General features: G+C 38.1%; 13 protein-coding genes. 11 read left to right on the top strand and 2 right to left on the bottom strand.

The window, feature by feature from the left end:
• Positions 1-834: 834 nt before the first annotated feature.
• Positions 835-1890 (bottom strand): tetraprenyl-beta-curcumene synthase family protein, encoded by a 1056-nt coding sequence (locus tag BALCAV_RS01090; RefSeq protein WP_003321518.1) that lies wholly within the window; start codon positions 1888-1890, stop codon positions 835-837.
• A 189-nt stretch (positions 1891-2079) separates the two neighbouring features.
• Between BALCAV_RS01090 and BALCAV_RS01085 the strand changes: the two genes are divergently transcribed.
• The 7 genes from BALCAV_RS01085 to cntE all read left to right on the top strand — a co-directional run bounded on the left by BALCAV_RS01085 (position 2080) and on the right by cntE (position 9654).
• Positions 2080-3264, top strand: coding sequence for a glycoside hydrolase domain-containing protein (locus BALCAV_RS01085; RefSeq protein WP_003321519.1), 1185 nt, complete (start codon positions 2080-2082; stop codon positions 3262-3264).
• 340 nt (positions 3265-3604) lie between these two features.
• Positions 3605-5116, top strand: coding sequence for a nickel ABC transporter substrate-binding protein (gene nikA, locus BALCAV_RS01080; RefSeq protein WP_003321520.1), 1512 nt, complete (start codon positions 3605-3607; stop codon positions 5114-5116).
• Positions 5116-6057 carry a nickel ABC transporter permease gene (gene nikB, locus BALCAV_RS01075; protein WP_003321521.1) on the top strand — a complete coding sequence of 314 codons (942 nt, stop codon included), beginning with the start codon at positions 5116-5118 and terminating at the stop codon, positions 6055-6057. The genes nikA and nikB overlap by 1 nt, the downstream gene beginning before the upstream one ends.
• Positions 6054-6860, top strand: a complete 807-nt coding sequence (gene nikC, locus BALCAV_RS01070) for a nickel transporter permease (RefSeq protein WP_003321522.1) — start codon at positions 6054-6056, stop codon at positions 6858-6860. The genes nikB and nikC overlap by 4 nt, the downstream gene beginning before the upstream one ends.
• Complete coding sequence (locus tag BALCAV_RS21915; RefSeq protein ID WP_003321523.1) at positions 6857-7675, top strand: ATP-binding cassette domain-containing protein; 819 nt, start codon at positions 6857-6859, stop codon at positions 7673-7675. Before nikC ends, BALCAV_RS21915 begins: the two co-directional genes overlap by 4 nt.
• Positions 7676-8446, top strand: a complete 771-nt coding sequence (locus BALCAV_RS21910; protein WP_003321524.1) for an ABC transporter ATP-binding protein — start codon at positions 7676-7678, stop codon at positions 8444-8446.
• Positions 8443-9654: a staphylopine family metallophore export MFS transporter CntE gene (gene cntE, locus BALCAV_RS01055; RefSeq protein WP_040323268.1), complete on the top strand. Its 1212-nt coding sequence runs from the start codon at positions 8443-8445 to the stop codon at positions 9652-9654. Before BALCAV_RS21910 ends, cntE begins: the two co-directional genes overlap by 4 nt.
• Before the next feature lie 60 nt (positions 9655-9714).
• On the opposite strand, the gene BALCAV_RS01050 is transcribed toward cntE, so the two are convergent.
• Positions 9715-10746 carry a polysaccharide deacetylase family protein gene (locus BALCAV_RS01050; RefSeq protein WP_235213054.1) on the bottom strand — a complete coding sequence of 344 codons (1032 nt, stop codon included), beginning with the start codon at positions 10744-10746 and terminating at the stop codon, positions 9715-9717.
• Between the two features lie 1150 nt (positions 10747-11896).
• Between BALCAV_RS01050 and BALCAV_RS01045 the strand changes: the two genes are divergently transcribed.
• From BALCAV_RS01045 to BALCAV_RS21005, 4 genes are all read left to right on the top strand, one after another.
• Entirely contained in the window at positions 11897-12466 is a 570-nt protein-coding gene (locus BALCAV_RS01045; protein ID WP_003321527.1) for a glycerol-3-phosphate responsive antiterminator, read from the top strand.
• Positions 12467-12623: 157 nt separating this feature from the next.
• Positions 12624-13427: an MIP/aquaporin family protein gene (locus tag BALCAV_RS01040; RefSeq protein WP_003321529.1), complete on the top strand. Its 804-nt coding sequence runs from the start codon at positions 12624-12626 to the stop codon at positions 13425-13427.
• Positions 13428-13450: 23 nt separating this feature from the next.
• Positions 13451-14941, top strand: a complete 1491-nt coding sequence (gene glpK / locus BALCAV_RS01035) for a glycerol kinase GlpK (RefSeq protein ID WP_040323263.1) — start codon at positions 13451-13453, stop codon at positions 14939-14941.
• A 241-nt stretch (positions 14942-15182) separates the two neighbouring features.
• Positions 15183-16598 carry an OmpA family protein gene (locus BALCAV_RS21005; protein WP_003324471.1) on the top strand — a complete coding sequence of 472 codons (1416 nt, stop codon included), beginning with the start codon at positions 15183-15185 and terminating at the stop codon, positions 16596-16598.
• The last annotated feature ends 17 nt before the right edge of the window (positions 16599-16615 follow it).

Genomic DNA, 16615 nt, shown 5'->3' with positions numbered 1-16615 from the left:
AAGAGACTGTCTGAAAGCTAGTTAATCAGCTTCGGATGGTCTTTTTTGTGTGGGGGTGTGCTCTAATTATGATGCGAATCTTATGTGATACGTAATGTAATTGGGTAAAAGTGAGAGTTTTATTACTAATTCAGAGTAATACGCACTGTAAACGGAGGAGAATAAGAATTACATTACCAATTCAGAGTGATACGCACCGTAAAAGGAGGAAAGCGAAAATTACATTACCAATCACATGTGATACGCACCGTAAAAGGAGGAAAGCGAAAATTCCATTACCAATTCAGTATGATACGCACCGAAAACGGAGGAAAGCAAAATTACATTACCAATTCAGAGTAATACGCACTGTAAACGGAGGAGAATAAGAATTTCATTACCAATTCAGTATGATACGCACCGAAAACGGAGGAAAGCGGAAATTCCATTACCAATCCAGAGTAATACGCACCGAAAACGGAGGAAAGCGAAAATTTCATTACCAATCCAGTATGATACGCACCGTAACCGGTCGAAAGCGAAAATTCCATTACCAATCCCATGTAATACGCACCGAAAACGGAGGAAAGCCAAACTTTCATTACCAATTCAGAGTAATACGCACCGAAAACGGAGGAAAATAAGAATTACATTACCAATTCAGAGTAATACGCACCGAAAATGGTCGAAAGCGAAAATTCCATTACCAATCCCATGTAATACGCACCGAAAACGGAGGAAAGCCAAACTTTCATTACCAATTCAGAGTAATACGCATCGTAATCGGTCGAAAACCCAACTTACATTACCAATCCTTAGTAATTCGACAAGTGACAGTGCACTTGTCGAATTAAATCAAACTGTTTCGCGATACATCCAGCTGTTGAAATAGAAAAAGGCGGTTGGTAAACCTCCAAAGCGAATAAAACGTTTGGCTGTCTTTCTTAATCCTTTGTCTTGCTGTACTTTTTTATCCGCTAAATAAATCGCGATGAGGCCTTTATTAATCAATTGGTGAAATCTCCAATCTGGTAACGTTCGAATGCTTTCTTCTGCTTTTTCTTTGATAAATTTAAATCGTTCGACCATTTGTTCTTCATTGTCGTAATAAAAAATAAAGTTAAGGTCACCGCCAATTCGATCCTCTTCTTGGTCGATAAAATAATCGAGTAGAATATGAAGACCTTGAACCCAAGGGAAATAGCCATTTTTTAATACATCGAATTCTTTTTTTGTCAGCTCACTTCTTGAAGCGTAGGCAATCAGACAGAAGATTCCTAAAGTAGAGCCCGCACAGGCGGAAAATTCATACCAGGTCATTGGTGGCAATTCATGCTTATGCTGCTCATGCCAGTTTTTTAGTAACTCGACACGTTTGCTCTTTTCGACATGTTTAAATACTTGTAAATCACAATAATATCCGGCTAATTGGTGCAGGGCATCTTGGCAATTTGGGAAACCGGGCAATTGTTGGAGAATTTCTTGACAAGTTAAGACAAGGGAAGCTAAATACCCGCCATCGTCTTGGTCAGCGCGGAGATGATAATAGTTTTCGGGTTTTGCTCCAGGGGTTAGGGCGTGAAACATGGACTGATGGAGAGCGCGGAAATCTTCTTCTTTTAATGAAGTGCTTCGATCACAAAGATTATCTAAGTAATCACTAATGGTTTGATAGGCGACAATAAATTGGATCACTTTTTGGCGTTCATTTCCGGCAAGCAATCCATAAACGGCTCCACCGTCACAATGAAAGGCCTTTTCTTTTAGGCTTGTTACCGCTTGTGCTCGAAGTTCTGAATTTGGGATATTTATCGCCTTTCGCCTCCACTCATCTAAATAGAAACGGACCTCTGGAAATGTTGCCTTCTTTACTTTATAAAGCATCGTCCAAGGGGTCTTAGGAATTTTCATTTATTACACTTCCTTTTTTAGTCATTTGGAGTAATATGCCCCATTTTATTCTCGATCATGTTCTCAAAAAAACATTCACTAAATATTTCCTTTTTTGCTTTGTTGGCATTTCTGATAAGAACCTTCACACCTTTCATTAATTTACATAGGGTATGAAATGAGGAGATTAATTGGAGAGGAATGTCATTTATGAAGAATAAGAAAGGTTTTTTGATGTCCTTTATTGCTTTCTTTGTCATACTTACCGTCTTTGGTTTGATTTTCTTCGTTCAATCAACCCATTCCAATACAAATACTCAAGGAAATGATGAAGTATCATCAGATGAGAAGATAAAAATATCGAACAACATCCAAAACTCTATCTCAAGTGATTCTGAAGTTGAGATTGAAAATTCTATTACTAATAATGCGGAAGAAGGAGAAATTGATATCGAAAATGAGGTTGTTAATGATATCAATGGTTCAGGTTCTGCAACTATTCGTAATGAGATCGAGAATTTGTTAAAAGAAAACCTTCTCGGTTCGCTTCAAAATAATATTGAGAACATATTAAATGGTGACGGAGATTATGAGATCGAAAATAATATAAACAACGATATAAATGTTAATATCAATGTTCAAGTCAATAACGAGGTTAACAATCAGCTTGAAAAAAACGGAGAGTCCGATAATCAAGATGAAAGTGATAATGGAAAAGAAGATGGCAATAAAGAAGAGGAAAATGCCGATGAAGTAGTTTGGGGAATTGACTCGGCCAGTGAAACGACAGAAGCTTTTTATGGTTGTGTGCAAGAGAATTTTGGCGAGCCTCAAGTAGTTGGTCGTTATTTAGGGGATAAAGAAGGTGTATCCTATGGTTTAACAGATGAACAAGTTGAATTGATTCATTCACATGACGCTCAAATTTTATTAATTTTTAATCAGTTTGAGGATGCGACTGGGTATGATAATGGAGTCGCTTTAGCACAAGAAGCGATCGTATTAGCAAATGAAATTGGAGCACCAGAGGGAGTTGCGCTTTTTGCCAATATTGAACCGATTTACCCTGTTGATGCGGCCTTTTTAGAAGGCTGGTATGATGAAATCAGTGTTTCTTCTTATGAACCAGCTATCTATGGAATTTTTGCAGAAGATGAAACGTTAACAGCAGCTTTTAATCAAGCGGTTGAGAACAATTCAAATATATTAGCAGATACGTATCTGTGGTCAGCGGCTCCTAATATCGGGATTACGACAGAGGACAATGCTCCTGACTATGATGTAGAAGCCCCAGAAGATTCGTTGGCCTATGGCTGGCAGTATGGAATTGATGCACAAACATGTAATATTGATACGAATCTATTTCAATCGGAATTAACTGATGTCCTCTGGTGAGATAGGCTAAAAATTATCGAGAATATTAAATGGACTGGATAAAGTTTTGTGTGAACGACTAACATGGTCAATCACGAGATTGCAAATGTCTATGTCTAGCTAAAAAACCTTGATTGCTTGATGCGACAAGGTTTTTTAGCATGAGCTTTTTAGGAGGTTCCGCTGAGAAAAAACAGCTAGAACTTGTATCGGTTTATTGTATGAAAATCATTTTCAAAATAACCGTTGATAAATCGTAATGATTCCGATATAATGCAAATCATAATGATTACGATTTGTGATTGTTATGGTGTATGAAGGTTTTTATACATATAACTAAACGGATACGAGGAGATAAAAAATGAAAAAGTGGTTTTATATTTTGATTTTATTTGCATTATTAACTATTTCTGGATGTAATGATGGGAAGAGTGATTCATCTGTGAAAGAAAAAGAACTAACATTTTTGTCCAATTTCACATTAGATACATTCGATCCTCATTTATCGTGGAATACGCTTCGTGCAGGTATAACGGAAACTTTAGTAAATCTATCAGATGATGGTGAGCTCTATCCAGGTCTTGCGATTGGGTGGGAAATTGAAAATAATGGACAAACATGGATTTTAACGATTCGTGATAATGTTACATTTCATAATGGGGTTTCCCTTACAGCTGAAACGGTGAAAGCTTCGATTGAGCGAAATCTTGAAGTGAGTGAGGCAATGAAATTAGCTTTGAAAATTGAAAGAATGGAAGCGGATGGACAGGTATTAACGATTTATTTAAATGAGTCCCTTTATTCATTTCCTTCAGAACTTACACATCCGAATACTTCTATTGTGGAAGTTGGTTCTGAGAATCTCGATAGTAAGCCAATAGGTACAGGGCCTTTTCAATTAAAATCTTTTGAACCTGGTTCAAAAGCAGAATTAGTAAAGTTTGATGACTATTGGGATGGTGAACCAAAGCTCGACCGTGTGCATTTTATTTTTAATGCGGATGAAAATGCTCGGACGGCAGCTTTACAATCTGGAGATGCGGACATTGTCTATCGCCCAGCACTGGAAAGTTTAAGGATGTTAAGTGAACACAATGATATTGAAACAATTGTATCACCAAGTTCTCGTTCTACAATGCTTCTTTATAATACAGATAAAGAAATAGTAAGTGATGTGAATGTTCGTAAGGCAATTAGTTCACTTGTTGATAGAGAGCAAATAGTTTCAGATATTATGTCTGGTAACGCTGTTGTTGCTAGTGGACCATTTTTAAAAAATACCCCCTTTGCAACAAGTGAAGACGAGAAAGCATTTAATCAACAAGAGGCTAAGGAATACTTAGAGGCTGCTGGGTTTGAAAGTGAAAATGGAAAAATGATGAAGGATGGAGAAGAACTAATTCTTAAACTAGTAACGTATTCTTATCGTCCGGATTTACCTTTAATAGCTCAATATTTAGAGTCAAATGCAAAAGAAATTGGCTTATCGGTAGAGATTTTAATCGTTGAGAATATTGATGAACAGTTGAATTCAGACGATTGGGATCTAGCGATTTACAGTGCTAATACGAACCCTCGTGGTGATGCTAGTTATTATCTTAATGCGGTTTTATATCCAGGTGGTTCGGTTAACTTTAAAGATTTTAACGATACAAAGTTAACAGAAACCATTGATACGTTTAATCAAACTGAAAATGAAGAGGAAAGAATTGAACTCGCTAAAGAAGCAGTATCAATAGCAAGTGAACAGGAATATATCTCTTTTCTAGTTCATCCAAGTAATTATGCAGCATATAAGAGCAATGTAAAAAATTATAGTCTCAACATAGGTGAGTTTTATATGTTAACGAAAGATATTGATGTGGTTGAGTAATGAAATACGTCTTCAAGAAATTAATTGAAATGGTTACATTTTTACTAATTCTTTCAGTTGTCAGTTTCATATTTATGAAGCTGGCACCTGGGGATCCCGTTCGAGTAATGTTAAAAACAGAAGATATTTCAATTAGTGAAGAGCAACTTGATGCTTATCGAACAGAGCTTGGATTTAATGAACCGATATTAAAACAGTATTTGGAATGGTTAAGCCGTTTTTTACAATTTGACTTTGGAGAGTCTTATATCACTAAACAACCGGTTAAAGAGGAATTGTTAAGTCGTTTACCGTCTACGATCTTACTTGCTAGTACATCTCTTTTGGTTATGTTAATAGTGGCTTTCCCTCTTGGGGTCTTGGCTGCACTATACCGAAATAGTTGGGTGGACTATATTAGTAGACTCCTAGCTTTAGTTGGAGCAGCTATTCCCAGCTTCTGGCTAGGACTTATTTTTGTTCAAGTATTTGCGGTGAAATTAGGGTGGTTTCCATCTATGGGAAAAGGTTCATGGCAGCATTTAGTGTTGCCTTCTTTGACACTTGGTTTAGCTATGTCGAGTGTATACATGCGACTAATACGTGCGAATTTAATTGAAAGTTTAAATCAAGAATTTATAAAAGCGGCACATGCGAGAGGTTTGAAAAAAAGTAAAATCTTGTTTCAGTATGCGTTTCGTCACTCCTTAGCACCTATTATTACTCTACTAGGAATGTCACTAAGTAGTTTACTAGCAGGAACTGTGGTAATTGAAGTGATTTTCTCCTATTCAGGGGTAGGGAAGTTTGCAATAGATGCGATTGCAAAGCGTGATTACCCAGTTATTCAAGGTTATATTTTGTTAATGGGTGTATTAGTTATTTTCATAAATTTATTAGTGGATGTCTGCTATCGTTACATCGATCCGATGATTCGTGTTAAAGAGGTGAGAAAAGTATGAAAAGGAAGGTCGTTATTGGATTTTTTATAGGGACTTCTCTACTGTTAATCTGTTTACCTTATTTAGCACCGAATGACCCGTTAAAAGTGGACATGTCTGCACGATTGTTAAATTCATCACATGAGAATTTACTAGGCACGGATCATTTAGGAAGGGACTTGCTTTCGCGTATTTTAGCAGGTGCTCAAATGACAGTTGGAACGACTTTTATAATTTTACTGATTTCTTTATTGATTGGTATACCTCTTGGGCTTATTGCAGGCTTTCGAGGTGGATTGGTCGATAAAGTTATTATGAGAACGGTTGATGCCCTGCTTGCTTTCCCTGATTTTATCATTGCTATTGTTATTTGTGGGATCTTAGGACCAGGGATGATGAATTTAATTATCGCGATCGTCTTCGTAAGGTGGATTAGCTACGCTCGTATTATTCGGGGAACGGTTTTATCCATAAAACAGACCGATTATATTGCCATGGCACAAATAAATGGATTATCAACCTTTTCGATTTTAAGAAAACATGTTTTTCCTCATATTATTGGGACTACAGTCGTTTATGCATCACTTGATATCGGAAAAATTATTTTACTAATTGCGACACTTTCCTATATAGGACTAGGTGTGCAACCACCGTATGCTGAGTGGGGCTCAATGTTAAATGAAGCTAATGCCTATTTTTACATTGCACCACAATTAATGGTTTATCCAGGGATAGCGATTGTGATTATCGTGTTAATTTACAATTTAATAGGGGATGCTCTACGTGATTCTTATGATGTTAGAAAAAGTGAGGTATCTTCATGACTATTTTGGAGCTAAATGGTTTGACGATTGAGTCAAATGAAAAAGTGATTGTTAATAATGTTCATTTACAACTCGAACGTGGGCAATGGCATTCTATTATTGGTGAGAGTGGTAGTGGAAAAAGTGTGACAGCAGCGGCAATTGGTCGAATGCTTCCTCAGTCTTTAAAAATTAAAAGTGGAAAAATTTTATTAGAAGGACGTGATATGAAGGACTTTTGTGCTGAGGAAATGCGCTGTATAAGAGGCCACCGTATTTCTTATATTTTTCAAGACTATACATCATCCTTTGCTCCATTTCTAAAAATTGAAAAGCAATGTGAAGATATGCTTAAAGCCCACACAAAGTTAACAAAAAGAGAAAGTAAAACCTTAATGTTAAACACATTTCAAGAATTAAACTTACCTGCTGAGTCGGTGTTAAAAAAGTATCCTTGTCAGTTGAGTGGTGGCCAATTACAACGGGCAGCGATCGCCTTTGTTATGATGCTTGGGCCGAGTATTATTATTGCAGATGAACCTACGACAGCACTCGATAGCATATCGGCAATGACTGTTTTGTCATTGTTAAAGAAGTTTCAACAAGAGTGTGGTTGTAGCATTTTATTCATTACACATGATTTGCGACATGTAAAGCGTTATACAAATTCTATTTCCATTATAAAAAATGGAGAAATCATAGAACAGGGCTATAAATCTCGTATATTGGATTCCCCACAGCATGAATATACAAAACATCTTTTTTCAGCAATTCCGTCATTATATGAAACAAGAGAACGACTCTTACTTGAAGAGCGAATGAAGTTGGTGAATTAATTGTTACTACAGTTAGATAACGTTCAGAAATATTTTAATAAAAAAGCGACTGTTTGTGAGGTAGATTTAATCGTTAAGAAAGGAGAATGTGTCGGTTTAGTTGGAGAAAGTGGGAGTGGGAAAACCACGCTAGCGAAATGTATCTTAGGTCTTGAAGAAATCACCTCTGGTCAGCTGCTATTAGAAGGTAGACCCCTTCAAAGAAAAAGAGATCGAACTGAGCGTAGCCGTATTCAAGCGGTCTTTCAAAATCCATCTGCATCAATGAATCCTAGAAGAAAAATCATCGATACTTTAATGGAACCATATGATGCTTTAAAACTGAAAGAAATTTCATTTTTGCATAACACCACTCGGATTGAGAAAGCGAAACAACTTTTAGAAATGGTGGGAGTACCGGCTGATTACCTCCCAAAGTATCCCCATCAATTAAGTGGTGGTCAGAAACAACGTGTCATGATAGCAAAAGCCATTAGCACACAGCCAGATTTAATTGTATTTGATGAACCTACAGCAAGCTTAGATGTTACGACCCAAGCAAAGATTTTAAATTTACTTAAAGATTTAAAAGAGAATTTATCAATGTCTTATCTATTTATTTCTCATGATTTAGCGGCTGTCCGTTTTATGAGTGAACGGATTTACATTATGAAAGAGGGACGAATAATCGATGAGGCGACAAAGGAAAATCTCTTTTTGAAAGAACTTCAACCTTATACAAAACAATTAATTTCAGCTTTTGGGGATGAACGGAGTGAAAGACTCTTATGAACTATCGACCTACTTCAATTAGGATGTTGCAATTATATATGTTAGCGATGCTCTTCTTTACAGCTAATTCGATATTAACCGTCATTTTTCCTTTACAAGCAGCAGATGGCGGGATGTTAGAAGGCGAAATTGGCATTATGATGGGGCTTTATATGTTTACATGTATGATTCTACGTCCGTGGGCAGGGCAAATGGTTGCGAAATATAGTGTTTATAAAATAATGAAATGGTTATTAATTGGACATGCTTTAACCTTAATGATTTATATTCTGTTTACCGTTGATAGTTTGTATGTCGTCCGGGCCATGCAAGGTGTCGTTACGGCCTTTTTCTCAATGGCAATGCAGTTAGGGATTGCAGAAGTATTAAAGGATCGGGATCGTGGACAAGGAATGGCTATGTATTCATTATCTACGGTTATGCCTAGCCTTTATGGACCAGCACTTGCCCTTATGCTTTGGGGACAATGGTCGTTAGACATACTATTCATAACGATTGGTTTATTAGCGATAGTGCCTTTCCTCTTTTTTATTAAATCACCTCTTCCGAAAAGTGTGCAACCAAATGCTTCATTTTCATTAAAAGAGTTGGTTTTAGAAGCGATAGCGGTACGGAAAAATAAGGCATTGCTTGTCTCCTCCATTACAATGGTCGTAGGTTCAGCCATTTTTGGTGCTTTGACAATATTTATCCCTCTTTATATGGTAGTGGAAGGGGAGGGCAATGCGCCTCTTTATTTGTTTTTACAAGCTCTTGTAGTAGTAGGGAGTCGTTACACTCTTAAGAAATACATTCCATCTGATGGAATGTGGCATCCAACTTTTATATCTCTTGTCCTACTAAGCTCAACAATGGGGACGCTGATTTTAGCATTTGCCCCAGCTTTAGGTAACTTTGTTTATATAGCAAGTATATTTATTGGTTTTGCAACTGCAATGCTTTATCCAACCTTGACAACGTATATTTCTTTTGTTATTCCAAAAGAAAAAAAGCATGTTTTATTTGGTCTCTTGTTAGCCTCTTATGATCTTGGTTTTTCATTAGGTGGATTGATGTTGGGGTTTGTTGTGCAGTTTACTTCATATAGCACAATGTTTATAGTTTGTTCATTTATGACATTGGCTGTTATATTCGTTATTTATTATTATCGGTATACAATTGACAATGGACCTGATATACATTTAGAGGAGAAAAAAATGATAAGGTGAGTATGGCTATTGTGAGGTACATTTTAAATATTTCTATCATGTACTTAGTCATGCTTTTACTCACCTCTGTCTATCTATCATCGTTTGCAGTGTGACAAACTTATACCCCTTTTCACGTAGTTCATCAATCATCTTCGGAAGTGCTTCAACCGAACCATCCAAAAGTGGTTCATCTGCTTGGAAGTTATGCTGCAAAATGATTGCACCGGGGAAGACTTGGCGGTGTACAGTATCTAAAATTTGTTCGGCTCCTTGTCCGCTCCAATCGAGCGTGTCGACGGACCAGAGGGTGTTTTTAATGCCAAGTTCATTAAAGATGACCGTCTCCGCTTTAGTATAGGAGCCATAAGGTGGGCGGAATAGCATCGGGGCTCTGCCAACTGTTTTTTGCAAGGTTTCTTGTGTAAGTTGAATTTCCTCACGCACTTCCGATGACCATAATTCTTTCAAATTTGGATGGCCCCAGGAATGATTTCCAATTCCATGTCCCTCGTCAACAATTCTCTGCATGATTGTAGGCGAGATCATGACTTGTTGTCCGACAACAAAAAAAGTGGCATGGACTCCCTTTTCTTTTAAAATATCTAAAACGATCGGTGTATAGTGTTGGTCCGGACCGTCGTCAAATGTAAGAGCAACTAGTTTTTCCGAAGTGTTTCCTTGAGCAAAATGATTTGGAGTCACTTGGATATTGCTCTGGATATACGTTCGCGCTTGCTGCGAATGATAAGTGACATCCATTCCTAATTCTCGGGAGGCAGCTACTAGTGGAATAAAAGCGGTCCCCTCATAATCAATCGTTTTTACCGGAAGAGGTTGTCTTTCCCATTGATTCTTTTTTTCATTATATATTTCGGCATAATCTTTCCCAACCGGCAAGGCCATTTTTTTCTCGTTAGCTTGAAAGACGACTGATTCGTATTGCTCATTCCAATTGACGAGTGCCCCAGTATGCTTCATAAAAAGAGCAGGAACTAAAACATGACCTTCATTCATAATATATTCTGTTTCAAATGGTTGGTTATCAATGACAACCGTCGCTTCATCTAGCATCGAATCTTGAGCAAGCACGGAAGTTTGAAATGTAAACATGATAAGCGACATGAGAAAGCTAGATGTGAGTATAGAGAAATGCTGTAACTTCGAGGTGTTCATTCATTTACAACTCCCTTAAATACTAGAATATACGAACTAAAACTGATAAATTAATTAGGCACATTATAAATAGTTTGGCTAAAAATGGTAGTGATTATTCTGTTTTTTTACATTTGATGGAATGGGATTTTTCAGAAGGTTATAAGACCTTGTGAAGAGTCTCTTTTTTTATTTATTGGCGTTAGGAGAGAAGAGCTGTAATAGGTAATGAAAAAGCCGTGTTGTCGGAATTACGGTGTAAATAAACGGTGATAGGTAATGAAACTGGAGGGTTACTGAAAATACGGTGCGAATAAACAGTAATAGGTAATGAAAAAGCCGTGTTGTCGAAATTACAGTGCGAATAACCGGTAATAGGTAATGAAAAAGCTGGGTTGTTGGAATTACGGTGCGAATTGACTGTGATAGGTAATGAAAAAGCCGAGCTGTCGAAATTACGGTGCGAATAACCGGTAATAGGTAATGAAAAAGCCGAGCTGTCGAAATTACGGTGCGAATAAACAGTAATAGGTAATGAAAAAGCCGTGTTGTCGGGATTACGGTGCGAATAACCGGTAATAGGTAATGAAAAGGCCGGGTTGTCGGAATTACGGTGCGAATAAACAGTAATAGGTAATGAAAAAGCCGAGTTGCTGAAATTACGGTGCGAATAAACAGTAATAGGTAATGAAAAAGCCGAGTTGTCGGAATTACGGTGCGAATTGACGGTGATAGGTAATGAAAAAGCCGTGTTGTCGGGATTACGGTGTGAATAAACAGTAATAGGTAATGAAAAAGCCGAGCTGTCGGAATTACGGTGCGAATAAAAGGTAATAGGTAATGAAACCCAGGGATGGCCGAAATTACGGTGCGAATAAACAGGAATAAGTAATGTAAATCAAGTTATAGCAAAAATATGGTGCATATAAATACGACTAAGCAACAAAACTGGCCATCCTGGTGTGTGATAAATATTTATTCACTCCTATCTTTGCTTGTCATAATCGGAAAAGAGCTTCATACAATGTACAAGGAGATGAAAAGAGTGATATTCACCGTGCGAACAAACTGCTCCTTCTATTTAGATTAATAAGGGAGAGTGCAAGCGATGGAACAAAAGGTTTTGCCGGCTATATCCAATTTTAAAGAATATGAACAGTTTCTTCATAGTTCTCTTGAGATAGGTATTTTTTTAGAAATGCATATTTCACAAATGAAACATGTTGCGAGCTTGGCAAAACTTCATCGTAAGAAAATCATTTATCATGTCGACATGATTCATGGTATGCGAAATGATGAGTCTGCTACGGAATTTATTTGTCACGAATTTAAGCCTTTTGGTCTTATCTCTACGAAATCAGGTGTGATCATGAAGGCGAAACAAAAGGGAGTAATCGCGATCCAACGCGTGTTTCTCATAGATTCTCTTGCATTAGAGAGAAGCTGTAAGCTAGCGGAAAAGATTAGACCTGATTATGTTGAAGTTTTACCAGGGTCGATGCCATGGATGATAAAGGAGGTGAAGGAGCGGCTAAACACGTCGATATTGGCAGGGGGTCTCATACGGACGGAGCAGGAAATAATCGCTGCGTTGGAGGCAGGAGCTTCAGCGATTACGACATCAAAAAGTAGTTTGTGGAAAAATAAAAAGTCATTAATGTCGGAAAGTTTAAGTTAATGTTTTTCTTTTTGTGAAAGCGTTATCTTTTGGTCATTAACAAGTTAATAGATGTGTTGGAGATTAGGAGACTCACATTTATCGCTCTCATTTTATTGAGAGGTTATTTGGGAGTCTCTTTTTTCTTAGATAAAAATTCAGAACGGGGGTAAGAGGTATGTCGGCATTTCTTGGAGAAGTAATAGGAACGATGATTTTAATTATTTTTGGTGGCGGGGTCGTTGCGGGTGTTAATTTAAAGAAGACGTATTCCAATAGTGGTGGTTGGGTGGTCGTAACCCTTGCTTGGGGTTTGGCTGTCACGATGGGGGTATTCGCCGTTGGTTCGATTAGTGGGGCTCACTTGAATCCAGCTGTTACTTTAGGGCTTGCAGTGACTGGTGACTTTCTTTGGGCAGATGTTCCACTTTATATGATCGCACAAGTCACGGGTGCTTTTATTGGTGGGGTTATCGTTTTCCTTCATTATTTACCACATTGGCGTGCAACGACTGATCAAGGGGCAAAGCTTGCCGTATTCTCAACAGGTCCAGCTATCCCGAACACGTTTGCTAACCTTTTAAGTGAGATGATTGGAACATTTATTTTAGTGCTTGGGCTCTTATTTATCGGTGCTAACAGTTTTACAGAAGGTTTGAATCCGATTGCCGTTGGTTTGTTAATTGTTGCGATTGGTATGTCATTAGGTGGAACGACAGGGTATGCGATTAATCCAGCGAGGGATCTTGGTCCACGTATTGCTCACTTTTTGCTACCGATTCATGGAAAAGGATCATCGAATTGGCGTTATGCTTGGATACCGGTTGTTGGACCATTAATGGGAGGAGCGTTAGGGGCTATCTTTTATCAAGTGTTCTTTGCTGGTATGATTTCGACGATTACATGGGTTGTTCTTGGGTCTGTCATTGCTATATTAGTGCTTACGTTAATTTTTGGAAAAAAAGAGAGTAGCTTGGCTTGAGAAAGGAAATGAGGAGGATTATGATGGAGAAATATATTTTATCAATTGATCAAGGAACAACGAGTTCAAGAGCGATTTTATTTAATAAAAGTGGGGAGATTGTTCATACAGCTCAAAAGGAGTTTACCCAAATTTTCCCTCAGCCTGGTTGGGTCGAGCATAATGCCAATGAAATTTGGGGTTCGGTGCTTGCTGTTCTTGCTGGAGTATTAGCAGAGTCAGGTGTTCAACCAGCTCAAGTGGAAGCGATTGGAATAACGAATCAACGTGAGACGGCGGTTGTCTGGGATAAGGAAACAGGTGTGCCGGTATATAATGCGATTGTCTGGCAATCAAGGCAAACGAGTGAAATTTGTGACGAGCTAAAGGCGGACGGACATAATGATTTATTTAGAGAGAAAACAGGGCTTTTAATTGACGCTTATTTTTCGGGAACAAAGGTGAAGTGGATTTTAGATAATGTTGATGGTGCGAGGGAAAAAGCCGATAATGGTCAATTGTTATTTGGCACGATTGATAGTTGGCTTATTTGGAAACTGTCTGGTGGGAAAGCCCATGTGACCGATTATACGAATGCTTCACGGACGTTAATGTTTAATATTTACGATTTAAAGTGGGATGAAGAATTGCTCGATATATTAGGGGTTCCAGCCTCGATGCTCCCTGAAGTGAAGCCTTCCTCTGAAGTATATGCTCATACGGTCGATTATCATTTCTTTGGTCATGAAGTGCCAATTGCCGGTGTGGCGGGGGATCAGCAAGCGGCCTTATTTGGGCAGGCATGCTTTGAAGAAGGAATGGCCAAAAATACGTATGGCACAGGTTGTTTTATGTTAATGAATACAGGAGAAAAAGCCGTTCCATCAAATCACGGGTTATTGACAACAATCGCGTGGGGACTTGATGGCAAGGTAGAGTATGCATTAGAAGGAAGCATTTTTGTGGCAGGCTCGGCGATTCAATGGTTAAGAGACGGTTTACGAATGTTTAAGGATGCAAAAGATAGTGAGGCCTACGCACAAAAGGTTGAATCGACAGAGGGAGTATACGTTGTTCCGGCTTTTGTTGGACTTGGGACCCCGTATTGGGATAGTGATGCTCGTGGGGCGGTCTTTGGCATTACACGGGGAACGTCAAAAGAGCATTTTGTCCGTGCCACATTAGAGTCGCTTGCTTATCAAACGAAGGATGTGCTTTCAGCGATGGAGGCTGATTCTGGTATAGAATTAAAGACATTACGTGTAGATGGAGGGGCCGTTAAGAATGAATTCTTGATGCAATTCCAAGGCGACCTTTTAAATGTTCCTGTTGAACGTCCGGAAGTAAATGAAACGACAGCGTTAGGAGCCGCCTATTTAGCCGGACTTGCGGTTGGCTATTGGAAAGACAAAGAAGAAATTGCGAAACAATGGGCGATTGATGCTTCGTTTACACCAGCAATGGAAATAGAAACAAGTGATAAATTATATGAAGGATGGAAAAAAGCAGTTGCAGCAACGAGAGCTTTTAAATAATAGTTAGAAATATAATGAACAATTTAAAAAGAGGCCAACAGTCATAGGAGCAGGTATGACTGTGTGGGCCTCTTTTTTCTGTCGTTAGTACTATGAAACAGAAAAAAATCAAGGCTTTTGCTCTAGTCTAAATAAGGTCAAAAGTTTCAAAATACTGTAAACGAAGAAAAAGTTCATATTATCCAAAATATGTATGATATTATGTTGAGGCAACTGACGTATGGAGATGGAGGAGAGTTTTTTGAAGCGAAATTATTTCATATTTATTAGTTTTCTAATGGCATTGGCACTTATACTCGTTGCTTGTACTAATAAGGTTGATAAGAGTGATGAGAGTGTGTGGACGAATGAAGCGGAAGATGAGGTGGTGGCTGAGCAATTGAATGAAAGTGAAGAGATAGGGAATGATTTAACGTTTGATGGAGAGGTATTTATTGAAGGTGTATTAAAAGTCGATGCAAGTACGATGCGCATTGAGGCAGCTAGTAATCTTTTGCCGGGAACAAAAGTCAAGGTAGATAAGTATATGGAGCCATTTCGTAATCGCTTAGTGATGGGAATGTTAACAAATGATGATACAGAGGTCAAAGAGGATGGGACCATTATTGTTGAAATGGAAAGACCGTCTGAGTTTCAAAATGGCAAGTATATAGAAATTACTTTAGAGGTTACATCGCAAAGTCAAGTGAATGAAATCAGTGAAGTATATGGAGAAAATGGCGAAAATTTGACAGGTGCTCATATTTATCAAAGTGAATCATTTGATGGGGAAGTATCTAAAAAAGTGTTTGTTCCGATTTATGTTTTATTAGATGGGAATGAGATTGAAGTAGAATTTTCTACACCGGAAAGAGCGGAAAAACCGGTTGATTATGGAGAGACAGAGCTGTGGTTTGATTATGAGTTAACGAATGATCATCGGTTTTATTATGTGAGAGGAAAAATGAATTTAATTGAAGGAGCGGAAATTCAGGGAGGGTACTTCTCCTCTCCAGCAGCGGTTACCCCACAATTTACTTATATGAATAAAACAAAAGTACAACCAGATGGGACTTTTTTATTAAGAATTCAGTATTCTTCTAAACGTCCAGAAGGTTATATCCAAATTATGAGTGGTCCAAATATGACACATGAGCTGAAAAAAGCGATGAAGGACGTATATGGTGAGAATTACGAAAATATAAGCGGGGAATTAGTTGAGGAAGGCGATAACGGCTCTAAGCGAATTTATATGGAGCTATATCCAGAACCTCCGGAAATCGAAGTACCGGAAGAAACGAATCTGACCTCTGACGAAGAGGAAATCAAAGTGGCGATGCCAGATGATGTCTTATTTGATTATGATAGCCATGAGTTGAAGCTAGACTCGACGTCAACACTAGATGATATAGTGACCATTTTAAATGGACTGGAGTCGAGTACGATTATTCATATTGATGGCCATACCGATAGTCAAGGTGATGCCGATTATAATATCGATTTATCGGAGCGAAGAGCACAGTCGGTGAAAGAATATTTAAGTGAAAATGGTGATATAGGGCATTTAAATATTACGATAAATGGATATGGCGAAACGAGACCAATTGAATCAAATGATGATGAAAGTGGTCGTAAAAAAAACCGACGTGTCGAAATTATTATTAATCCGAAAAACTAACATTTAAAATCCCCCCT

The sequence above is a fragment of the Alkalihalobacillus alcalophilus ATCC 27647 = CGMCC 1.3604 genome, from assembly GCF_000292245.2.
Lineage (GTDB): Bacteria > Bacillota > Bacilli > Bacillales > Bacillaceae_D > Alkalihalobacillus > Alkalihalobacillus alcalophilus.
This window is presented reverse-complemented; position numbering and strand designations above follow the sequence as displayed.